Source organism: Nonomuraea sp. NPDC049421 (assembly GCF_040677005.1).
Lineage (GTDB): Bacteria > Actinomycetota > Actinomycetes > Streptosporangiales > Streptosporangiaceae > Nonomuraea > Nonomuraea salmonea.
In genome coordinates this window covers 16650-37859 of record NZ_JBFAQA010000029.1, presented here as the reverse complement: position 1 = coordinate 37859, position 21210 = coordinate 16650, and the positions used below count along the sequence as shown (strand labels likewise).

At 71.8% G+C, this 21210-nt stretch carries 23 protein-coding genes; 7 read left to right on the top strand and 16 right to left on the bottom strand.

Annotation, left to right across the window (positions count from 1 at the left end; all coding sequences use genetic code 11):
• Nucleotides 1-64 precede the first annotated feature (64 nt).
• Both rfbC and AB0K18_RS37875 read left to right on the top strand, forming a co-directional pair.
• Nucleotides 65-622: a dTDP-4-dehydrorhamnose 3,5-epimerase gene (rfbC, locus tag AB0K18_RS37880; RefSeq protein ID WP_364924676.1), complete on the top strand. Its 558-nt coding sequence runs from the start codon at nucleotides 65-67 to the stop codon at nucleotides 620-622.
• Entirely contained in the window at nucleotides 616-1446 is an 831-nt protein-coding gene (locus AB0K18_RS37875; RefSeq protein WP_364924673.1) for a glycosyltransferase, read from the top strand. Before rfbC ends, AB0K18_RS37875 begins: the two co-directional genes overlap by 7 nt.
• Nucleotides 1447-1451: 5 nt before the next feature.
• On the opposite strand, the gene AB0K18_RS37870 is transcribed toward AB0K18_RS37875, so the two are convergent.
• The 13 genes from AB0K18_RS37870 to AB0K18_RS37810 form a co-directional block, all read right to left on the bottom strand.
• Entirely contained in the window at nucleotides 1452-5279 is a 3828-nt protein-coding gene (locus tag AB0K18_RS37870; protein ID WP_364924670.1) for a LamG-like jellyroll fold domain-containing protein, read from the bottom strand.
• 70 nt (nucleotides 5280-5349) lie between these two features.
• Entirely contained in the window at nucleotides 5350-6465 is a 1116-nt protein-coding gene (locus tag AB0K18_RS37865; RefSeq protein WP_364924667.1) for a hypothetical protein, read from the bottom strand.
• Complete coding sequence (locus tag AB0K18_RS37860; RefSeq protein ID WP_364924664.1) at nucleotides 6462-7241, bottom strand: WecB/TagA/CpsF family glycosyltransferase; 780 nt, start codon at nucleotides 7239-7241, stop codon at nucleotides 6462-6464. The genes AB0K18_RS37865 and AB0K18_RS37860 overlap by 4 nt, the downstream gene beginning before the upstream one ends.
• A 92-nt stretch (nucleotides 7242-7333) precedes the next feature.
• Complete coding sequence (rfbD, locus tag AB0K18_RS37855; RefSeq protein WP_364924661.1) at nucleotides 7334-8185, bottom strand: dTDP-4-dehydrorhamnose reductase; 852 nt, start codon at nucleotides 8183-8185, stop codon at nucleotides 7334-7336.
• 25 nt (nucleotides 8186-8210) lie between these two features.
• The gene (rfbB, locus tag AB0K18_RS37850; RefSeq protein WP_364924659.1) at nucleotides 8211-9137 is read right to left on the bottom strand and encodes a dTDP-glucose 4,6-dehydratase; all 927 of its coding nucleotides are present in this window, start codon (nucleotides 9135-9137) and stop codon (nucleotides 8211-8213) included.
• On the bottom strand, nucleotides 9134-10201 hold the full coding sequence (locus AB0K18_RS37845; protein WP_364924656.1) for a glucose-1-phosphate thymidylyltransferase: 1068 nt from the start codon (nucleotides 10199-10201) through the stop codon (nucleotides 9134-9136). Before AB0K18_RS37845 ends, rfbB begins: the two co-directional genes overlap by 4 nt.
• Nucleotides 10202-10203: 2 nt before the next feature.
• On the bottom strand, nucleotides 10204-11658 hold the full coding sequence (locus AB0K18_RS37840) for a sugar transferase (protein ID WP_364924653.1): 1455 nt from the start codon (nucleotides 11656-11658) through the stop codon (nucleotides 10204-10206).
• Between the two features lie 362 nt (nucleotides 11659-12020).
• Nucleotides 12021-12371 (bottom strand): hypothetical protein, encoded by a 351-nt coding sequence (locus AB0K18_RS37835; protein WP_364924650.1) that lies wholly within the window; start codon nucleotides 12369-12371, stop codon nucleotides 12021-12023.
• 80 nt (nucleotides 12372-12451) lie between these two features.
• Nucleotides 12452-13075, bottom strand: a complete 624-nt coding sequence (locus tag AB0K18_RS37830) for a GntR family transcriptional regulator (protein WP_364924646.1) — start codon at nucleotides 13073-13075, stop codon at nucleotides 12452-12454.
• Complete coding sequence (locus AB0K18_RS37825) at nucleotides 13072-13944, bottom strand: EamA family transporter (protein WP_364924643.1); 873 nt, start codon at nucleotides 13942-13944, stop codon at nucleotides 13072-13074. The genes AB0K18_RS37830 and AB0K18_RS37825 overlap by 4 nt, the downstream gene beginning before the upstream one ends.
• Nucleotides 13945-13985: 41 nt before the next feature.
• A complete protein-coding gene (locus AB0K18_RS37820; protein WP_364924640.1) occupies nucleotides 13986-14363 on the bottom strand; it encodes a hypothetical protein in 378 nt (125 codons plus the stop codon).
• A gap of 69 nt (nucleotides 14364-14432) precedes the next feature.
• Nucleotides 14433-15011 carry a GNAT family protein gene (locus tag AB0K18_RS37815; RefSeq protein ID WP_364924638.1) on the bottom strand — a complete coding sequence of 193 codons (579 nt, stop codon included), beginning with the start codon at nucleotides 15009-15011 and terminating at the stop codon, nucleotides 14433-14435.
• A gap of 11 nt (nucleotides 15012-15022) precedes the next feature.
• Complete coding sequence (locus AB0K18_RS37810; protein ID WP_345394450.1) at nucleotides 15023-15394, bottom strand: MmcQ/YjbR family DNA-binding protein; 372 nt, start codon at nucleotides 15392-15394, stop codon at nucleotides 15023-15025.
• A gap of 106 nt (nucleotides 15395-15500) precedes the next feature.
• On the opposite strand from AB0K18_RS37810, the gene AB0K18_RS37805 reads away from it, so the two are divergent.
• Genes AB0K18_RS37805 through AB0K18_RS37795 form a run of 3 tightly spaced genes read left to right on the top strand, consistent with a single transcriptional unit; the run spans nucleotide 15501 to nucleotide 17480 of the window.
• Nucleotides 15501-16250, top strand: coding sequence for a hypothetical protein (locus AB0K18_RS37805; protein ID WP_364925003.1), 750 nt, complete (start codon nucleotides 15501-15503; stop codon nucleotides 16248-16250).
• Nucleotides 16133-16798 (top strand): DUF4166 domain-containing protein, encoded by a 666-nt coding sequence (locus tag AB0K18_RS37800; RefSeq protein WP_364924634.1) that lies wholly within the window; start codon nucleotides 16133-16135, stop codon nucleotides 16796-16798. The genes AB0K18_RS37805 and AB0K18_RS37800 overlap by 118 nt, the downstream gene beginning before the upstream one ends.
• Before the next feature lie 19 nt (nucleotides 16799-16817).
• The gene (locus AB0K18_RS37795; protein WP_364924631.1) at nucleotides 16818-17480 is read left to right on the top strand and encodes a TetR family transcriptional regulator; all 663 of its coding nucleotides are present in this window, start codon (nucleotides 16818-16820) and stop codon (nucleotides 17478-17480) included.
• Here the strand turns inward: AB0K18_RS37795 and AB0K18_RS37790 are convergent.
• From AB0K18_RS37790 to AB0K18_RS37780, 3 genes are all read right to left on the bottom strand, one after another.
• Nucleotides 17425-17844, bottom strand: coding sequence for a VOC family protein (locus AB0K18_RS37790; RefSeq protein WP_355419652.1), 420 nt, complete (start codon nucleotides 17842-17844; stop codon nucleotides 17425-17427). The two genes, AB0K18_RS37795 and AB0K18_RS37790, sit on opposite strands and share 56 nt — an antisense overlap.
• Before the next feature lie 127 nt (nucleotides 17845-17971).
• Nucleotides 17972-19096 carry a hypothetical protein gene (locus tag AB0K18_RS37785; protein ID WP_364924626.1) on the bottom strand — a complete coding sequence of 375 codons (1125 nt, stop codon included), beginning with the start codon at nucleotides 19094-19096 and terminating at the stop codon, nucleotides 17972-17974.
• A 113-nt stretch (nucleotides 19097-19209) separates the two neighbouring features.
• A complete protein-coding gene (locus AB0K18_RS37780) occupies nucleotides 19210-19755 on the bottom strand; it encodes a helix-turn-helix domain-containing protein (RefSeq protein WP_364925000.1) in 546 nt (181 codons plus the stop codon).
• Between the two features lie 113 nt (nucleotides 19756-19868).
• Between AB0K18_RS37780 and AB0K18_RS37775 the strand changes: the two genes are divergently transcribed.
• Complete coding sequence (locus AB0K18_RS37775) at nucleotides 19869-20708, top strand: oxidoreductase (protein WP_364924623.1); 840 nt, start codon at nucleotides 19869-19871, stop codon at nucleotides 20706-20708.
• Nucleotides 20709-20825: 117 nt separating this feature from the next.
• The gene (locus AB0K18_RS37770) at nucleotides 20826-21179 is read left to right on the top strand and encodes a hypothetical protein (protein WP_364924620.1); all 354 of its coding nucleotides are present in this window, start codon (nucleotides 20826-20828) and stop codon (nucleotides 21177-21179) included.
• The last annotated feature ends 31 nt before the right edge of the window (nucleotides 21180-21210 follow it).

Sequence of the window (21210 nt, the reverse complement as noted above, 5' to 3'; positions counted from 1 at the left end):
TTCCCCCTATATCCACCCACAGACGTACTTCGGATAGGCGGCAAAGAGTGTTACAAGTGTCTGCATGAAACGCCTGAGCATCGACGGGGCATTGCTGCACACCCCCCGCATCCACCGCGACCACCGCGGCGATTTCCTGGAAAGTTTCCGCGCCGCCGACCTCCGCGAGGCCCTGGGGCACTCGATGGAGCTGTCCCAGGTGAACTGCTCCGTCTCCAGGCGCGGCGTCCTGCGCGGCGTGCACTTCGCCGACGTGCCTCCCGGCCAGGCGAAATACGTCACCTGCGCGGCGGGCGCGGTGCTCGACGTGGTCGTGGACGTGCGCGCCGGCTCGCCCACCTTCGGCCGCTGGGAGTCCGTACGGCTGGACGACGAATCCCGGCACGGCCTCTACATCGGTGAGGGCCTCGGCCACGCGTTCCTGGCGTTGAGCGAGTCGGCCACGGTCGTCTACCTCTGCTCCACGCCCTACGACCCGGCCCGCGAGCACGGCGTCCACCCCCTCGACCCCGATCTCGGCATCGAGTGGCCCTTGGACGGCGAGCCCCTGCTGTCGGCCAAGGACGCCGCCGCGCCCACGCTCAAGCAGGCGCTCGACGCGGGGATCCTCCCGTCGTGGTGAGCGTCGTCGTCCCGGCGCACAACGAGGCCGCGGTGCTCGGCCGGCTGCTCGGCGGCCTGCTCGCGCAGGCGGCGCCGGGCGAGTTCGACGTCGTGGTGGTCGCCAACGGCTGCACCGACGACACCGAGGGCGTGGCACGTTCCCACGGCGTGCGCGTCCTGACGACGCCGGTGCCGTCCAAGCGCGAGGCGCTGCGGCTCGGCGACGCCGCCGTCCGCGGCTACCCCCGCCTGTACGTGGACGCCGACATCGAGCTGAGCACCGCCGCCGCCCGCGCGCTCGCGGCGGCCCTGTCCGCGCCGGGCGGCCCGCTCGCCGCCGCCCCTGAACGCGACCTGCCCATGACCGGGCGCCCCTGGACGGTCCGCGCCTACTACGCGATCTGGACGCGGCTGCCGCACGTGCGCGCCGGGCTGTTCGGCCGCGGCGTCATCGCGGTCGGCGAGGAGGGCAACACGCGCATCAGGGCGCTGCCCCCCGCGATGGCCGACGACCTCGCCGCCTCGCTCGCGTTCGAGCCCGGCGAGCGGGTGATCGTGCCCGGGGCCCGCGCCGTGATCAGGCCGCCACGCACGTTCGCCGACCTGATGCGCCGCCGGGTGCGGGCCGTCACCAGCGTGAGCGAGCTGGAGCAGGCCGCCGCCACGGCCGGCGAGCGCACGGGGGCGCGCGACCTGCTCGCCATCGTGGCGAGGCGGCCGTGGCTGGCCCCGGCGGCGGCGCTGTTCGCCCTGGTCGCCGTGCTCGCCAGGCGGCGGGCCGCCCGCGCGATCCGCGCGGGCGACTACACCACCTGGCTGCGCGACGAGAGCAGCAGGAGCTGACCCGGTCATGTGATGGGGGTGTTCATGTCCGTGACGATCTCGGCGGGGCTGAGCGCCCTGGCGTAGATCCGCACCTCGTCGATCTGGCCGCCGAAGTGCTCGCCGGAGCCGCCGTTGCCGCCGATGCGCAGCGGCCCTGTGCCGGTCCGCAGGTCGCCGCCGGTGACGTTGGTGGCGACCTCCGTGCCGTTGACGTACATCTTGAGCGTCGTGCCGTCGTAGGTGGCCGCCAAATGGCTCCAGGTGTTCAGCGGCAGGTTGGCCGGGGCCTGGGCGTTGGCTCCCGACGTGGTGTGCACGAACGCGCCTGGGCCGCTGCCGCCGCTGCTCATCAGCGCGTACGCCAGATCGGCCCCGAACTCCTTCATCACCACCGTCCGCCAGCCCGTGACGGTCGTCGGCCGCACCCACGCCTCCACGGTCATGCCGTCCGTGAGCCGCAGCGCGGGCGCGTCGGCCACCGTCACCCAGCTGGACGAGCCGTCGAACGTCAGCGCCTGCCCGTACCTGCCGGCCGTCCAGGTCGTGGCGGTGGCCGTGCCGTGATGGCCACCTGAGGCGTCCGCCACGGCGGTGCCCGACCCGGCGTCCATCCCGTACGCGGCCACCGGCCCGTCACCGCCCGGCGGCTCCGTCACCACCGCCGACGCCTCACCGGACGGCGGGCCCGTGTTGCTCGACCCGTCGAAGGCCACCACGCGGTAGTGGTACGTGCCCGCCGCGACCCCGGAGTCGGTGAACGACGTGCCCGCCGTCGAGCCCACCTGGTTGGCTCCCGAGGGGGTGAACCCGGCGGTCTCCGAGCGGTGCACGGTGTAGCCCGTCACGCCGGTGTCGTCGGTGGCGGCCGTCCAGGAGAGCTGGACGCTGCCGGGGCCGCCGGTCGCGCTCAGCGAGCCGGGCGCGGTGGGCGGCTGCGTGTCGGGGGAGCCCTGCCGGCCGACCGGGGTGTTCATGTCGATCGCGATCTCGGCCTGGCTGAGCGGCTTGTCGTAGACGCGGACCTCGTCGATCTGGCCGCCGAAATGCTCGCCGGAGCCGCCGTTGCCGCCGATGCGCAGCGGGCCCGTGCCGATGCGCAGGTTGCCGGCCGTCAGGTTGGTGGCCACCTGCGTGCCGTTGACGTACATCCTGAGCGTCGTCCCGTCGTAGGTCGCGGCCAGGTGGCTCCACGTGTTCAGCGGCAGGTTCCCCGGGGCCTGGGCGTTGGCTCCCGACGTGGTGTGGACGAACGCGCCGGGTCCGCTGCCGCCGCTGCTCATCAGCGCGTACGACAGGTCGGCGCCGAACTCCTTCATCAGCACCGTCCGCCAGCCGGTGACCGTGGTGGGCCGCACCCACGCCTCCAGCGTCATGCCGTTCGTCAGGTCGAGCGAGCCGTCATCGGGCACGGTGACCCAGCTGGAGGTGCCGTTGAAGGTCAGCGCCTGACCGTACCTGCCGGTCACGGCCCACGAGGTGTTCGCGGCGGTCCCGTCGTTGCCCGCGCCTGAGGCGTCGGTGACGGCCGTCCCGGTGCCGGCGTTCATCCCGTACGCGGCCACCAGGCCATCGGGGGCCTCAGCCTCCTCGTAGGTCGCCGTGTACGTCGCCGCCGTGGCGGGCGCGGTCACGTTGTGCGTCGCCGCGCCGCCGTCCGACCAGGACTCCAGCGTGTACGACCGGCCGTCGGCGCTCTGCGGCGACGGCGCGGAGACCGAGTTGTGCGAGCCCGCGATCACCGTCCTGGTGAAGGGCGCGATCGTCTGCTCGCCGTTGAAGCCCAGCTGCAGCCCGGCCGGCTCGGTCTGGAAGGTCAGCTCGACCGTCTTCGGCTGCAGCAGCACGCTCGCGGTGTCGGTGAGCCCGTGCGCGTCCGTGACGGTCAGCCTGAGCTCCAGGTGCGACGGGTACTCGTGGTCCGGAGCGGCGAACGAGCCGCTCGCGCCGGTGTAGGTGGTGATCTCGTGCTCGTGGCAGGTGCTCGGGCAGTGGTGCAGGATCAGCCGCCACGACATCCGGGAGCCGGGGATGGAGCCGTCCTGGGCGTCGGTGCCGGTGCCGGAGAACGTCACCGTGTCGCCGACCGCCCACGTGTCGGTGGCCGACGGGGTCGTGATGGCGGCTACCGGCGCCGTGTTGTTCACGTTGATCGTCACCGTCGCGTCGCCCTGGCCGCCCCGGCCGTCGTCCACCCGCAGCTTGACCACGTACGAGCCGGGCTGGGTGTAGGTGTGCGACGGGCTCGCCGCGGTGGAGTCGTCGAAGTCGCCGTCGCCGTCGAGGTCCCAGCGGAACGTCACCGGGTCGCCGTCGGCGTCGCCCGAGCCCGCCGAGGTGAAGTTCACGGTGAGCGGGGCGCTGCCCGAGGTGGCGCCGGCGCCGATGACCGCGGTCGGGGGCGTGTTGTCGTACAGGTAGCGGACGATGCGGCCGTTGTTGTAGTCCACTGCGAACAGGTCGCCGCCCGGCCCCGTCTCCAGCTCCACCGCCGGGATGCCGGAGTCGAACGTGGCGATCGTGGCCGGGTCGGGCAGGCCGTTCGCGCCCTCGGTCATCACCCACACGCACGAGCGGCTGTAGTCGGAGAAGAACAGCGCCCCGTCATAGGCCGGCGGGTAGTTGCCGCCCTCGTAGAAGGCCACGCCGCTGGAGGACGAGCCGCCGGACGGGCACGGGTCGTTCGGCGCCGGCCTGGAGTTGTGGCTCCACGCGAAGTACGGCGGCGTGTGGGCCGACGACCCCGCCGCGTACAGGTTCTCGCAGAGCGTCAGGTTCAGGTTGTCGTAGCCGCCCTGGCGGCCCGCGCCCTCGTAGCAGGGCCAGCCGAAGTTGCGCACCGGGCCCGTCGGGTCGGGGATGCGGTTGATCTCCTCATAGATGTTCCAGCCGACCTCGCCGGCCCAGACCTCGCCGGTGCCCGGCCTGATCGTGATCCTGAACGGGTTGCGCTGGCCGTAGGCGACGATCCTGGCGAGGTTGGCGTCGCTGCTGCCGGCGTTCGGGTTGCCGGGGGCGGCGGCGCCGGTGTCCGGGTCGATCCTGATCGTGGTGCCGTTCAGCGCCGTCGGGTCGCCGGTCGTACGCGGGTCCTGCGAGCGCAGCGCGCCGCCCTCGGCGGCCGGCGGGGTGAGCGCGGTGCCCCCCGGCGAGGGCGGGTCGCCGCACGGGTTGTCCGGCGTGATGTCGGAGCCGGTCAGGTTGTCCTGGCCGTAGTCGGCGAAGTTGAAGCTGGCGCCGTCGCCGCCGCTGGCGTACAGCATGCCGTCCGGGCCGAACGCGAGGTCGCCGACCGAGTGGCTGGGGTGCTGCTGGCACCAGTCGGTGATCAGCGGCGTCTCGACGATCGCGCCGCCCGTGCCCGACGGCGTCAGCGTGGACAGCCGGCCGGTGATCAGGCAGCCGTCGCCGGTCGGGCCCGGCGGGGTCGGGCAGGGGTCGGCGGTCGCGCCCGGTGATCCCCAGCGTGGCGCGGTGCCGCCTGGCACGGCGTCGTAGGAGTACAGGACGTAGATGCGCGGGTCAGCGGGGAAGTCGGGGTGCAGGGCCAGGCCGAGCAGGCCGCGGTCCCAGAAGTTGTGCACCTGCGTGCGCAGGTCGGCGTAGACGCTCGGCGTGGTGTCGCTCAGCGAGTCGAAGACCTTGATCAGGCCGCTCTTCTCGGCCACGAACACCCGGCCGTCGGAGGCGAACTCGATGTTCGACGGATTCGTCAGCCCGCTGAAGACGACCTGCCGCTGGAAGCCGGCGGGCAGCGCCTGCGCGGCGGGCGAGGCGACGAACACCAGACCGGTCGTGATCAGCAGTGTGGCTGACAGGGTGGATAAGAGCGCACGGCAAAGCCGTCTCACCACGAGAACCCCCTCCAAGAGCGAAACTCCCCCGAGCCCGGAATTCGATCTATCGCATGCAATTAGCCGGAAGTCACGATGTTTGTCCGCTTCTGGTCATCCATGCGTAGAGCAGCCAGCCCAGCTCGTACGGCCGGCACTCCCGGTCCACGGCCACCGGCGGGTAGAGCCGGTCGAGCACCCCGAGCCGCAGCCCCCGGTGCACGCCCGTCGCCGCCGCGCGCAGGCCGCGGACGAGCTTGCGCGGGTCGTTCCTGGCCTCCTTGCGCCAGGTGAGCGCGAGGTCGTCACGTACGAACCCGGGCCGCGCCATCATCCAGCCGAGCCCCTTCTCGATCTGGGCCACGTACGCGGTGCCGCCCGCGTCGGCCAGGTCGAGCAGCGCCATCGGCCCCATGGAGAGCTGGTGCACGGAGTAGACCGGGAAGCCCTCGACCACCGACCCCGTCCGCGCGTCGTAGTGCCACCACCACTCGCCGTCCGGCCCCTGGGCGGCGCAGATGCCCCGCGCCACCTGCTCGGCGGCTCGCAGCGCCGCGTCGTCGCCGGTGGCGGCGTGCAGCCTGGCCAGCGCCTGCAGCGGATAGACCTGGTCGGCGAAGCAGCCGACGTGGGCGCGGAAACGCGGCACCAGCGGCCCGTCGCCGAGCGCGTGCGGATAGAGGCGGTTGCCCGCGAGCCCGCCGAGCAGGCGTGCGCGGGCACGTTCCAGGCGCGCGTCCCCCACCCTGGCCGCGACCAGGGCGGCCAGCGCCCACGCGGCCTCGACGGTGTGCAGATGAGGTGCGGTGTCCAGCTCGTCCAGCCGGTCGAGCGCCCTGCCGAGGTCCGCGTGGCCCGTCTCGGCCGCCGCCCAGCAGATCAGCGCCGCGTCCCCGACCCCGCTCACCTCGGGCAGCCGCTTGACCAGGGCGCCCACCAGGTCGTGCACGTCGTCGCCGGCCAGGGCGGCGCGCTGCCGCTGCTCGTCGAGGGTGGCCACGCCGAGCGCGACGATCGCCGCGTAACGGATGCTGCGTCCCTCCGGCACCGCCGTCCACGTGCCGCCCAGCTCTCGCCTGGCGCGGCGGGTGAACACGAACTCGCCGTCCTCGTACGCGGGGGGCAGCCCGCGCACGGCGAGGTCCACCATGCCGGTCACGAAGTCCTGATGTCCGGAGCTCAGCAGAGCGATCCGGTGATCCGTCACGTCGTCTCCTCGATCCTGCGTCTGACACCGGCCCACTCCCCGAGCACCAGGAGCAGGAATCTGCCGTTGGTCCGCACGTACCGGGGGCCGAGCCTGGCCGGCTCCTGCGCCATGCGGTAGAGCCACTCCAGGCCGAGGCGCTGCCAGCGCGCCGGCGCCCGCCTGGTGCGCCCGGCCAGCACGTCGAACGAGCCGCCCACCCCGTGGATCACCCACGCGCCCGTGCTCGGGCCCCACTCGCGGATGAAGATCTCCTTCTTCGGCGAGGTGATGCCGAGGAACAGCAGGTCGGCTCCGGACGCGGCGATCTCGGCCGCCACCTGTCCCGACTCCTCGTCGGCGAAGTAGCCGTCGCGCGAGCCGGCCACGGCCAGCCCCGGATAGCGCCTGCGAATCTCGGCCAGCATGTCGGCGAGCACCTCGTCGGTGGCGCCCAGGAAGTAGGCGCGGTGGCCGCGCCGGCCGCCCTCGGCCATCAGCTCCGTGAACAGGTCGATGCCCGCGACCCGCTCGGGGACCCGGTGTCCGAGCAGCCGCGCCGCCCACACCACGGACTGCCCGTCGGCCAGGACGAGGTCGCTGTCCAGCACCGAGCGCCGCAGGCCCGCGTCGGCGCGCATGTTGACGACCTTGGCGGCGTTCACCACGCCGATGGTCAGCGGGCGCCGCTCCGCCACGGCCGCCACGCAGCGCTCGATCACCTGGCGCATGGTCAGGGCGTCCAGCACGGTGCCGAATAACGCTTTTCTGCCGGTCCGATCCGGAAATTTCGTCATCCGTCCCCCTGGGTGTCCCTGGGATATCGCTCCCAGCCGCGGAAACGTGACACCCCACAGCCCCGCTGACGTGGCCGGATACGGCCACGCCGCTACACGGTGCTGCACCGGCGGCCGCGGGTCAGGACCGGCCAGGCGGCGTGCAGGGCGTCGCGCCAGTGGCGGAGGGGGTCCGCGCGGGTGTGGGCGAGGACGCTGTTGGCCGGGCGGCGGGCCGGGCGGGGGAACGCCTCCGAGGGCACGGGACGCACCCGCTCCGGATCACGGCCGAGCAGCGTGAAGATCTCCCTGGCCAGGCCGTGCCAGGTCGTCTCGCCGGCGCTGGTGCCGTGGTAGACGCCGGGCGGCAGATCGGACTGCGCCAGGCGGACCAGGTAGTCGGCGAGGTCGGCCGTCCACGTCGGCTGGCCGCGCTGGTCGTCCACGACGTCCACGGTGTCCCGCGCGCCCGCCAGCCCGATCATGGTCCGGACGAAGTTCGGCCCGGCGGCGCCGTAGAGCCAGGCCGTGCGGACCACATAGTGCCCGTGCTCAAGGGCCGCCAGCTCCCCCGCCCGCTTGCTCCGCCCGTACACGTTGACCGGCGCGGCCGGCGCGTCCTCCCGATAGGGCAGCGGCGAGGTGCCGTCGAAGACGTAGTCGGTGGAGACGTGCACCAGCCGCGCCCCGGCCCGCGAGCACGCCTCGGCCAGCCAGCCCACCGCCTGCCCGTTGACGCGCAGGGCCGCGTCGGGGTGGGCCTCGGCGTCGTCCACCGCCGTCCACGCGGCGCAGTTGACCACCACGCGCGGCCGGTAGGCGCACACGAAGTCGCGGACGGCCCGCCGGTCGGCCACGTCGAGCTCCGAGCGGCCGAGCGCGAGCACCGGCTCCCCGGTCAGTGCCGCCCGGTCGAGCACGTCGGTGGCCAGCATGCCGCCGCCCCCGGTGATGAGCCATCTCATGCCGCCTCCCGGCGTAAGCGGGCGATCACGCGCTCCACCGGTCCCGGTGCTCGGCGTACCAGCGGACGGTCTCGCGCAGCCCCTTGTCGAACGGGATCTCCGGCCGGTAGCCGAGCGCCCGCAGCTTCCTGTCGTCCAGCGAGTACCTGCGGTCGTGGCCCTTGCGGTCGGCGACGTACTCGACCCGGTCCCAGCCGCACCCGCACGCCTCCAGCAGCCGCGCGGTCAGCTCCTTGTTGGTCAGCTCGGCGGTGCCGGCGATGTGGTAGACCTCGCCGGGCTCGCCCTTCTCGGCGACCAGCCGGATGCCGGCGCAGTGGTCCTCGACGTGCACCCAGTCCCTGACGTTGCCGCCGTCGCCGTAGAGCGGCACGGTGCCGCCGCTGAGCAGCCGGGTGACGAACAACGGGATGATCTTCTCCGGATACTGCCCGGGGCCGTAGTTGTTGCCGCACCGGGTGATCGACACGTTCAGGCCGTGGGTGATGGCGTACGCCTGCGCGATCAGGTCGCCGCTCGCCTTCGAGGCCGCGTACGGCGAGCGCGGCCGCAGCGGCGCGCCCTCGTCCCACGAGCCGACGTCGATCGACCCGTAGACCTCGTCGGTCGACACCTGCACCACCTTCGGCACCCCGGCGTCCAGGCAGGCTTGGAGCAGCGTCTGCGTGCCGAGCGCGTTGGTGCGCATGAACGCGGCGGCGCCCTCGATCGAGCGGTCCACGTGCGACTCGGCGGCGAAGTTCACCACCAGGTCGTGGCCGGGCACGACGCGGGCGAGCAGCTCGGCGTCGCAGATGTCGCCGTGCACGAACTCGTGGCGCACCCCGTCGAGGTTGGCCCGGTCGCCGGCGTAGGTGAGCAGGTCGAGCACGGTCACGTACGCGTCGTGAAGGGTGCGGACGAAGTGCGAGCCGATGAACCCCGCGCCCCCCGTCACCAGGACTCTTGTCATGAACTGATCTGTACCTTGCTGTGATCGCCCAGCACGAGGCGGTGGGCTCTTGGCGTGTTGGGCGCCGGGGTGACCTCGACGTCGTGGCCGATCAGCGACGCCTCGATGCGGCCGACCCCGGCGATCGACGCTCGGGGCAGCACGATCGAGTATTCGATCTCGCTGCCGGTGACCGTGCAGGCGGCGCCGATGGAGGTGAACGGCCCGACGTAGCTGTCGCGGACGAGCGCGCCCGCGCCGATGATGGCCGGGCCGACCACCCGCGAGCGCTCGACCACCGCGCCCGGCTCGACGACCACCCGGCCGATCAGCTCGCTGCCGGCGTCCACCCGCCCTCCGACGCTGCGCTCGACCGACTCCAGCACGAGCCGGTTGACCTCCAGCATGTCGGTGACGTTGCCGGTGTCCTTCCAGTATCCGGAGATGAGCGAGGACTCCACCCGCAACCCCGCCTCGATGAGCCACTGGATGGCGTCAGTGATCTCCAGCTCGCCCCGCCACGACGGCTTCAGCTCGGCGACCGCGTCGTGCACGGCCGGGCTGAACAGGTAGACGCCGACCAGGGCCAGGTCGCTCTTGGGCCGCTCGGGCTTCTCCTCCAGCCCGATCACCCGGCCTTCCGCGTCCAGCTCGGCCACCCCGAACTGGCGCGGGTCGGCGACCTTGGTGAGCATGATCCGCGCGGCCGGACGTTCCCGCGCGAAGCGGCCCACCAGCTCGCTGATGCCGCCGACGATGAAGTTGTCGCCGAGGTACATGACGAAGTCCTCGTCCCCCAGGAACTCCCTGGCGATCAGCACGCCGTGCGCCAGCCCGAGCGGCGCCTCCTGCCGCAGGTACGTCACCCGCAGCCCGAACGCCGACCCGTCGCCGACCGCCGCCTCGATCTCCGCGTGCGTGTCGCCGACGACCAGCCCCAGCTCCGTGATGCCCGCCTCGGCGATCGCCTCCAGGCCGTAGAAGAGCACCGGCTTGTTGGCGACGGGGACCAGTTGCTTGGCCGAGGTGTGCGTGATGGGTCTCAGCCGGGTGCCCGACCCTCCGGCGAGCACGAGTGCTTTCACCGCTAGTAAGCCCCTTCTCCGCGGGTGACGACCGACCAGGTCTTCCACAGGATCTGCAGGTCGAGGATGAGCGACCAGTTCTCCACGTAACGCAGATCGAGGCGTACGGACTCCTCCCAGGTCAGGTCGGAGCGGCCGCTGACCTGCCACAGGCCGGTCATGCCTGGCTTGACCGCGAGGCGGCGGTGCACGTCGGTGCCGTACTTGCCGACCTCCTCCGGCAACGGCGGGCGCGGCCCGACCAGGGACATCTCGCCGCGCAGGACATTCAGCAGCTGCGGCAGCTCATCGAGAGAGTATTTCCGCAGGAAAGCGCCTATTCGCGTGATCCTTGGATCGTTCCTTATCTTGAACAGCACGCCGTCGAACTCGTTCGCCTCCAGCAGCGCGCCCTTGAGCCTCTCCGCGCCCACGACCATCGTCCTGAACTTGACCAGCCGGAACTCCTTGCCTCCCCGGCCCACCCTGGTCTGGTGGAACAGCGCGGGGCCGTCGCTGGTCGCGCGGATCAGCAGCGCGATCCCCAGCAACGGCAGCGCGAGCGGCAGGAGCGCGAGCCCGGCGACCACGCGGTCGAAGACGCTCTTCACGAACTGCCGCGTGCCGTCGAACTCGGGATGTTCCACGTGAAGCAGTGGCATTCCGGCGACCGGCCTGATGCTGATGCGCGGCCCTGCCACGTCGAGCAGCGCCGGCGCGACGAACAGGTCAGTACGCGCGTTCTCCAGGCTCCACGCCAGCCGGCGCAGCGCCGCCCCGTCCAGCTCGGGACAGGCCAGCACGGCCACGGCGTCGGCCCCCTCCCGCTCGACCACGCTCGCCACGTCGGCGAAGGTGCCCAGCACAGGGATGCCGTCGAGATCCAGGTCGGGCGCATGATCGGGCAGACAGGCCCCCACCACCCGCATCCCGTGGTACGGCTGCCGCCTGAACTGCACGACCAGGTCGAGGATCGACTCCCGGTGCCCGACCGCGATCACCTGGCGCAGGTACTCGCCCGCCGCTCGCTTGCGGTGCAGGCGCTTGCGCATCCGGTAGCGGTAGAACAGCGTGGCCAGCAGCGCCAGCGGCAGCATCGCCATCACGAAGCTGCGGGCGATGGCGGTCTGCGTGGCGTACGCCATGATCGCGACGGCGGCCATCAGCCCGGCCCCGCCGTTGAAGACCGCTTTGAACTCCTCCGTGCCTTCCCCGTTGGCGCGCTGGCGGTAGGCGCCGCCCAGCGTCAGCGCCATCGGCCAGGCGATGACGAGGCCGGCTCCCAGCAGGAACTCGGCCACCGGCACGTACGACCCGGCGAGCAACCTGATGCCCAGCACGCACACGCATGCCAGGAGTACGCAGGTCGTGTCGCCGTACAGCAGGAGCCGTAAGTACGCACGCGTCCAGATGCTCGACGCGCGGCGCGGTACGGCCTCGAGGAGCACGACAGCGGACTCCCCAGTCCCCACCCTCATAGCACCACCCTGTCAACTCCGTTCACCGCGATAACTTGACGTTCCTTGCACCACATGGGTTGACAAGTCCCACGTGAACAAAGGGCGGCGGCCCCCACTAAAGAGTAAAGATCCATTCCGAGCTGGGGAATAACGACATATGTCCACAATCGGACGATTGATAGATCGGCTCAGGGGTTGACGGAACGGTCCACAAGTGGCAAGAGTCGGCAAGAGTTTTGCCAGGGAATTTCGGTCGATTTCCGTTATGTGATGCGGCTACGCGGGCGTGAGCGGCCAGCGCCGCGTGAAAGGCCGTACCGGGCAGGCCGTGCGCGCGTCGAAAGGCGTACCGGACAGGCGGCCCGCGCCGAAACGGCGTCTTAGTCGTATTCGAGGTCGGGCAGCGCCGACGGCGGATCCGGGCTGCGCCAGACCACCACCACCCCGTCGTGCGCCGAGTCGGCGGCCAGCGTCAGCCGGTCGACGTCGAAATCCGGCAGGTAACGCAGGCGGGCGACAAACGTGGCGTCCGTGGCCGAGCGCGGCACGACGCAGCCCTCCCCCTCGCGGTCGAGCAGGATGTAGAGGACGTCTTCGCCGGCTTCGGTGACGACACGGACCTCCACCACGTCCTCCCAGGCGAGGGCCTCGACGCTACCGTCCGCATAGTGACGAGTGACGCCCTCTTCCGTGACATACACGTAGGAGTCCGGCATCGGATTGCCGTGCATGGCCGCGATTCTTGCGAGTTACCGGCCACTCCCGCAAGGGTTCGCACTCAAAGGTGCCGATGCGAGCACCACATGGAAGATCAGTCACCACCCCAGGAGTGGCTGAGATGCGCCGCCACGGCCGCCCGCGCCGCCTCCGCGGGGCCGTTCGCGATCGCGTCGAGCAGCTCGCTGTGCTCGGCCACGAGCACGTCACGGTCCTTGTAGACGGCGCGCAGCCGGACCAGCCCGAGCCGGGTCTCGGCCGCGAGCGCGCCATAGAGGCGTTCCAGCCGCGGGCTGCCGACCGCCTCGATGAGCGCCTCGTGCAGGGCCATGTGCTCGGCCACCGCCTCCGACCACGGCGCGTCGGCGGGCAGGGCGGCCATCCTGTCGAGCGCGGCCTGCGCCCCGGGGACCGTCCGGCCGGCCAGCGCGCCGGCCATGAGGTCCTCCAGGGGGCGGCGGACGTACATGAGGTCTTCCAGGTCCGCGAGCGTCACTTCCGGGACATAGGCGCTGCGGTTGCGTTCGCGGCGCAGCAGCCCCTCGTGCACGAGCCTGGCCAGCGCCTCGCGCACGGTCGGCCTGGCGACGCCGTAGGAGGCGGCGATCTCCTGCTCGGGCAGCGTGGTGCCGGGCGGGATCTCACCCGACAACACCCTGCTGCGCAGGGCGTCGGCGAGCGCGCCGACGGTGGAGACGGGTCTGAGGGGCAACGTCACGGCTGCGACTCTAGCTCCCTTTCCGGTACGGCCACCGCCACGAGACTCAGCCCCAGCAGCACCAGCCCGGCGATCGACACCGGGGCCAGCCGCTCGCCCAGCACCACCAGGCCGAGCAGCGCGGCCACGGCCGGCTCGGCCAGGGCCAGGGTGGCGGCCGTGGCGACCGGGGTGGTGCGCAGGCCGCGGCCGTACAGGAAGTAGGACAGCGCCGTGGTGCCGAGGCCGAGGTAGAGCACGGCGAGCAGGGCGCGCGGCTCGGCCAGCCAGCCGACGCCGCTCAGCGCGAGCACCGGCAGCATGAGCAGCGCGGCGCCGCCGAACATCAGCCCCATCACGGCGTTCGACTCGTGTCCCTGGTCGATCGCGCGGGCCGCGGTGACCGCGTAGAAGGCGTACAGCAGGCCGCCCAGCAGCGCGAGCAGGACGCCGGAGACCACCTGCGCCCCCGCCTGAGCGCCGCCATGAGCCTGACCGCCGGCGATCAGTGCGGCGCAGCCGCAGATGGCGGCCGTGGTCGCGAGCGTCCACCGGCCGCTCGGGCGGCGCCCGTGCAGGATCCATGACAACAGGCCGGTGAAGACGGGGCCGCTGCCGATCGCGACGACCGTGCCGATGGCGACGCCGGTGCGGCCCACGGCCGCGAAGAAGCACAGCTGGTACGCGGCCACCGCCACGGCCCCCAGCAGCAGCCCCGGCCTGAGCACGCGCCGCAGCCCGGCTCCCGCCGCGAGCGCGAGCGCGGCGCCGCCGATGACCAGGCGGGCGGCGGCCAGGGCGACGGAGTCGGCGGAGACGAGCAGTCCCGCCGTGCCCGCGGTGCCCCAGAGCACAGCGGCGCCGACCACGGCGAGTGGTCCTGTTCTCATGGTGGACATTGTCCGACAATAAGACAGTCGCAGTCTAGTTGTCAGACAATTTCCTCCAGCAGCTGCTCGACGAACCGCGACGCCGGTGCCGCCACCTCCCCCGCGTAGTCCTCGAAGACGGCGAGACCGTCGTGGATGCCCGGCACGCTCTTGCGCGGCAGCGTCAGCAGCCCCTCGTCCTCGGCCGCGACCCCGCCCTCGACGTGGAAGGCGCCGCCCGCCGCCCGGATCGACACCTCGAACCGCAGCTCGCGGCCGTCGGGCAGGGTGAGCGCGGTGCCGACGCGGGCGCCCGCGGGCGGGAAGAAGTAGGAGAAGGGGGCGCTGCGCACGAACGGGTGGCGTAACTCGGCGAGAATCTCCGACGCCCGACCAAGGGCCGCCAGCAGCCCGGCTGCGGCCAGACTCTCGCTGTCCACCCGAAAAGGTTAGTTCAGGACACCCCTGCGTGACCAGGCGAGGGGTCGGTGGGGCATGACGGAACGGGCTCAGTGGCCAGGCGAGCGCGACGGAGCGGGGTCGGTGGCCAGGCGAGCGTGACGTTCGACGTCGTAGCGCACGCCCTCGTAACAGAGCCGCCCCCGCTCGACCCCCTCGGCCACGAACCCGGCCTTGGTGGCGACCCGGCACGACGCCGCGTTGTTGGTCCGGTGTCCCAGCTCCAGCCGGAACAGCCCGTGCTCCTCGAAGGCCCACCGGGCCAGCAACTCGGTGCCCGCCACCGCGACCCCGCGACCCCGCGCCTCGGGCACGACCCAGTAGGACACCCAGCCGTTAAGGTGATCGTCGATCCTGGTCACCGCCACGTTTCCGACGACCCGCTCCCCCGCGTCGTCCGCCGCGACGCCTCGCCCATCCTCCTGGCCGGCACCCACCCCGACGCCCTGCTCCACGATGGCGAAGGCGTGACCGATCCCCTCCCACGAGGCGATCCAGCCGCGGGCGTCGGTGAGCGTGACGACCGGGAAGGGAGCCTGCCGGCGCAGGTCGGGGGCCTGGAAGGCGCGCAGCACGGCGGGGGCGTCGTCGTCGCACCATGCGCGCAGGCGGACGTTCACGAAGGTCACGCTGCCCGAGATTACCCGGATTGCACCCGTTGCCCGATCGGGTGGTTCGCCTCGAAGTCGGCCACAAGCTGCTTGGGCGCGGTCAGGCACCACGCCTCGGCCACCAGCTCAAGCAGCTCGTCGGCGTCGATCTTGTCGAGGTGCACCACGACCCAGCCGAACCGCCCGGCGGTGAACTGCACCTCGAACACCTCGGGCCGCTCGTTGACCAGCGCGATCTGCTCCTCGATGGTCGCCTTGAGCCCGACGGTCTCGGTGGCCTCCCACAGGTAGCCGAAGCCCTTGCCGCGCACCTTGAGGCCGATCCACTCGCCCGCATGGTTCGTGCGCACCTCGGGCAACTCGTCCAGCAGCTCAAGGAACTCATCCACGGTCACACCCATGCCGCCTGTGTACCAGACGAGTCCGACACTTCCGCGGACTTGAGCAGTCGCTCAAATCGTCGTACGGTCGCCTTAAGCACTCGCTCAAATACACCGGGACGTGCGCATGCGCCTCTACGTCGAGACCCTGATCAGCGCCGACATCGACCGGATCTGGCAGGCCACCCAGGCCCTGGACCTGCACCAGCGCTGGGACCTGCGCTTCGGCCGCATCACCGCGCTCGGCTCCGGCCGACTGCGCTATTCGACGCTGGGCATCAGCGGCACGGCCATCGCCACGGGCGACCGGCACGCCGCCGACGGCACCCGTACGTCGGCGCTGCGCTTCGGCTCCACCCACCCGCTGTCGCCGATCCGATCCGGCGCGGGCTACTGGCGCTACCTGCCCACCCCGGCCGGCACGCGCTTCCTCACCTCCTACGGCTACCGCCCCCGCCTGCTGCCCCGCCGCCTCATGTGGTGGGCCACCGCCTGGTCCTTCGACCGGCTACGCCTGTGGCTGGAGACCGGCGTCACCCCCGAGCGCCTGCTGCGCCGGGCGCTCGGCGAGGTCGCCGTCCGCGCGGCCGCCGTCATCGCGGCCGGCTGCGCGCTGCCCCTCTGGGCGGCCCTGACCGTGCTCGTCGCCGCCCTGCTCTGGCCGCCGCTCCCCGGCACCCCCGCCGCCCGCCGCTGCCTCCACCACCACCACCGCCACCGCCATCACCACCGTCACCGCCCCGAACGTCAGGAGCCGCCATGCCCTCGATCTTCCAGCGCGCGCTCGGCACCCGCTTCGACCGCCTCCACCCTCAGCTCCAGCGCCGCTTCGGCGTCGGGCTCGACTCAGGAGAGGCCTGCGTCGGCACCGGCGTGATGAACCGGGTCTGGAACGCGGGCCCCGTCGTCCGCCCGTTCCTCTCCCTGGGCCGCCGCCGCAACATCCTCGCCACCGACACCGGCACGAACCTGCCGTTCACCATCGAGAACTACCCGTACGCCGACTCCTACGGCCGCGAGACCGTCACCTTCGTCCGCACCTTCCCCAGCAGCCGCTTCGACGCCACCATGGTCTACGACCCCGCCCAAGGGGAGATCGTCGACTACCTGGGCACCCACCAGCACCTCGCCGTCCCCCTGACGCTCTCCGTGGACGACAGGGGCGGCCTGGTCATCCGCTCGGGCCGCCAGCGCCTGCTCGGCCCGCTCGCGCTGCCGCTGCCCGCCGCCGCCTCCGGCACCGCCGTCGTCACCGAGCACTACGACGAGCAGGCCGAGCGGTTCAGGATCGCGGTGACCGTGTCGAACCCGTGGCTCGGCCGCGTCTTCGGCTACTGGGGCAGCTTCACGGTCTCGTACGTGGACGTCGCGGAGCACGGCGTTCCCGCTAGCGTGAGGCCCAGACGGGAGGATGCCCGTCGTTGACCGGCACGGAGTGGGAGCGGTGGCCGACACACGTACGAAGCTGCTCGAAGCGGCGCTGGAGACGCTCAGCACGTCCGGCATGTCCGGCGCGTCGGCACGCACGATCGCCGCCGCGGCGGGCGTCAACCAGGCCCTGGTCTTCTACCATTTCGGCAGCGTCGACCAGCTCCTGTCGGCCGCCTGCGCCCACGGCTCGACCCGGCGCGTCGAGCGCTACCGCGACCGCTTCGCCGCCGTCGCCACCCTGCGCGAGCTGCTCGACCTCGGCCGCGAGGTGCACGCGGAAGAGGCGGCGGAGGGCAACGTGGCGGCGCTGGCGCAGCTCCTCGCCGGCAGCCAGACCGACGAGAAGCTGGCGCCCGCCGTGGTCGCCGGGCTCAACCTGTGGATCGCCGAGGTCGAGCAGGCGCTCACGCGCGTGCTGGCGAACTCGCCGCTGGCCGAGTTCGTGGACGTCGCGGGGCTGGCCAAGGCCACGGCGGCGGCGTTCGTGGGGCTTGAGCTCTACGAGGGCGTCGACGGCGACGGCGCGGCGCAGGCGCTCGACGCGCTCGAACAGCTGGCGGTGCTGGTGACGGCCCTGGAGGACATGGGCCCCGTCGCGCGCCGTGCCGTACGCGCCAGGCTCACTCGTAGTATCGGGCCTCGATCACGTTCCCGTCGGGATCAGGAAAATAGATAGTCTCCGGCGCGATGCCCTGCGCACCGAACGAGTTCGTGCCGGTGCCGGTGATCTCCACCCGGTGTTTCTTGAGGCGTAGCTTGAGGGCGTCGAAATCCTCTTTCCCGAACGCCAGGCAGAAATGGTTGATCTGGTGCCCGGCGCTGCCGTGCACCCCCGTGCCCTCGTCCACGCCCCGCATCACCTCGAAGGACATCAGGTCGAGGATGCACGTCGGCGTGATCCGCACGCTGGGAAACGGTGCCTTCCCCTCACGGAACTCCTCGGCCCGCACTCCGGGCAGCCCGATCACGTGCTCGTAGAAATGGAGCGAGACGAGCTGATCGGAGACCCAGCAGACGAGATGGTCAAGGCGTACGCGCATGAAAACACCTCCGCTTTCCTTCCAATATCCTTTTTTCGTTTCGCCGTGTCCACCTGCCGATGCCGACGGCCGCCGGATGGAAAGCGATGGTTCATTCCGTGTTGGCGGCTGATTTCACGCCGCGTGCTCAGCCGTACTCCTTCTCCGCCTGCCGGCGCCCCTCGAAGACCTCCTCGTGGTCCACCCACCACTGCGGGCCGTCCGCCAGGTTGTCGGCCAGGCTCTCCTCGGCACGGAGCCGCAGCTCGAGAAACCTCCTGCCCTCCGCGCCCACGTCCCGGTCGGTCACCTGGAGCCCCGGGAGGTCCTCGGTGATCCGCTTGGGCATGCTGTCGTAGACCTCCATGTACGCGCTGTTCGCCCGCGCGAGGAAGTCTCGTGCTCGGCTGTCCGGCGTGCCGCCGAAGTCGAAGGTCTCGTGCAGGACACCGCGATCGGGGTCGGCCACCCGCTCGAAGTTCTTCCTGCACCAGTCGCTGATCTCCACGAACGAGCGGGCCGCGGCGTCCAGCCGGCCGGAGACGGCGGCCAGCGCGGTGGCGTTGGCGTAGATCTGCCGCAGCACTCCCTGGGCCCGGTCGGCGGCGGCGCCGTACCAGGGGGCGTCGCGCAGGTCCTGGGCCCGGCGGAGCAGCAGGTTGGCCAGGTCGACCAGCGGCTCCGGCATCCGCCCGAAGAACATGCCGGCCGTGCCCGCGGCGCTGGGCAGGGTGGACACGCTCCACTGCGCCTGGCTCGCCGTCAGGTGGCCGACGTCGTACGACGTGCCGGGCAGCTTCAGGTCGATGCCGCCGTTCGGGTAGAGGTCGCTCAGGTGGTTGCGGTCGCCCGTGATCGGCAGCCGCTCCTTCAGGGTGGAGTCGGGCACGTCGCCGAGCTTGGGGTCGTCGGCGAGGTCGTAGCGGGAGGACGCGCGCTCGATCAGCAGGCCGGCCACGCCGACCTCGGCGTGCAGGTCCCGCCAGAACACGTCCACGGCGTGCGCTGCGGAGGAGAGCATCAGGCCGAGGTGGTACGGCAGCAGCCACTCGCCCTCGGGCACCCCGGGGCCGGCGTCCTGGACCCCGTCGAAGCGCTGCATACCGAACGCCAGGCCGACGATCTGCCCGGCGACGCTCTTGACGCCCTTGCGGTCGATGTGGAACCCGTCACCGCGATGCTCGTCGCCGAGCCCCGGCCAGCAGCCCGGCAGCTCGGGCTCGGTCGGCCAGGTGGACCACTGATCAGCCGCCGTCGGCTCCGGCTCGCGCATCACCACTCCGCTCGGGTCGGGACGCCTCACCTTACGGTGATCGCCTTCCCGCCCGCAATCCGCGGTTTCCCCAGGTAGAGACGCACAAATCCGCCTCTCGCGTTGTGAACCGATCAGCCGTGGCCGACGCCGCCGAGCCAGCTCCGCACGACCAGGTCGGCGGCCTGCGGCGGGTCGAGGTCGGGGAAGCGGTGGGCGGCGGTGTCGACGAGGTCGTCCAGCATCGCGCGGGCCCACGCCACCGGCACGTCGCCGCGGATCAGCCCCTCGTCGGCGGCCCGCCGTACGAACCGGTCGAGCCGCCCGCTCTGCTCGCTCCGCCGCACGTCGGCCGTCGGGTCGGCGCGCATCATCCGCCGCACGTCCACCGGCCACTCCCTGCTGACCGGGACGATGCCCTCGACGTAGCGGTGCAGCGCCACCGCCACGGGCGCCTCCACCAGCCTGGCCTCGTCGAGCACCCGCTCCGAGCCGTCGAGCTTGGTCTGGAAGACGGCGGCGAGCAGCGCCTCGCGGGTGGGGAAGCGGCGGTAGACGGTCCTGCGGTCGACCCCGGCCGCGGCGGCGATGGCGCTCATGCTCGTCGCCGGGTCCTCGGCCAGCAGGCGGGCGCCCGTACGCAGGACCGCCCGCAGGTTACGCGCGGCGTCGGCTCTCATCACCCGATCAGTCTACGCGAACTGTGACACATGCCTCTTTGACAGACCCACATCCGTTGCATATAACAGTATTACTGCCACAATCAAGTGGCACTTATCTCGTGAGGACCACCATGACCACCACCTGGCTCATCACCGGCAGCTCGCGCGGCTTCGGCCGCGCCCTCGCCGAAGCCGCGCTGGAGCGCGGCGACCACGTGCTCGCCACCGCCCGCGACCCGCGCCGGCTCGACGACCTCGTCCAGCGGTACGGCGACCGCGCCCGCACCTTCGCCCTCGACGTCACCGACGCCGCCGCCGCCCGCGCCGCCGTCCAGGAGGCGGTCACCGCGTTCGGCCGGCTCGACGTCGTCGTCAACAACGCCGGCTACGCCAACTCCTCGCCCATCGAGGAGACCCCTGAGGACGACTTCCGCGCCCAGGTCGAGACCAACTTCTACGGCGTCGTCAACGTCACCAAGGCCGCCCTGCCCGTCCTGCGCGCCCAGCGCTCGGGCCACTTCATCCAGTTCTCCTCGATCGGCGGCCGGGTGGGCGGCTCGCCTGGGCTGGCGGCGTACCAGTCGGCCAAGTTCGCCGTCGAAGGCTTCTCCGAGGTGCTCAGCAACGAGGTCAAGCCGTTCGGCGTCAAGGTCACCATCGTCGAGCCCGGCGCGTTCCGTACGGACTGGGCCGGCTCGTCCATGCACATCCCGCAGGTCGGCCCCGACTACGAGCAGACCGTCGGCGCCATGAACTACCGCCGCGCCGGCTTCGACCGCTCGGCCCCCGGCGACCCGGCCCGCGCCGCCCGCGTCCTCCTCGACATCGTCACCCTGGACGACCCCCCGCTCCGCCTCCTCATGGGCGAGGACGCCCTGACCCTCGCCGACCAGTCCTCCCGCGCCCGGGCCGAAGAAGCAGCCCGCTGGCGCCACCTCACCCTCGCCACCGCCTTCCCACCCGGCGAGTGACTCTCACCCGGCCCCGTTACGACGAACGAAGACCCCGAAGCCCGACCCCGTACCCGGCAGACGCATCCCGGCCTCCCGCAGCCCGTCCACGGCTCAGGTCGGGCTGATCGCCCAACCGTGCGCGCCCACCACCTGCAGGCCCAGCAGGCCAAACGCCGGGTCGCGCTGCTGAGCCGGGCCTGGTCGGCGCTCTCAGAAGCGGCCGTCGGGGACGGCCTCGACGAGCGCACCGTCTTCGCTCTGCTCCCGGCGTTCTGGGAGTCCCGCGTCCGGCGTACGGTCTACCAGCAGGACGCGGAACTCAGCCCGCAGCAGGCCGTCCGGGACATCAGGGAGATGTGCCGGCTCAAGTGGCTGGTGCCGCAGGGGCAGGCACGAGGTCGTTACTACGTGGCCGGACCGGCCATGCGGCCTATCGTCGAGTCCGTACGCCAGTCGACGAGCCCCTACACCAAGCCCTATCGCCAGTGACGCCGCCGACGGGTCATAGGACCGCCAGGGC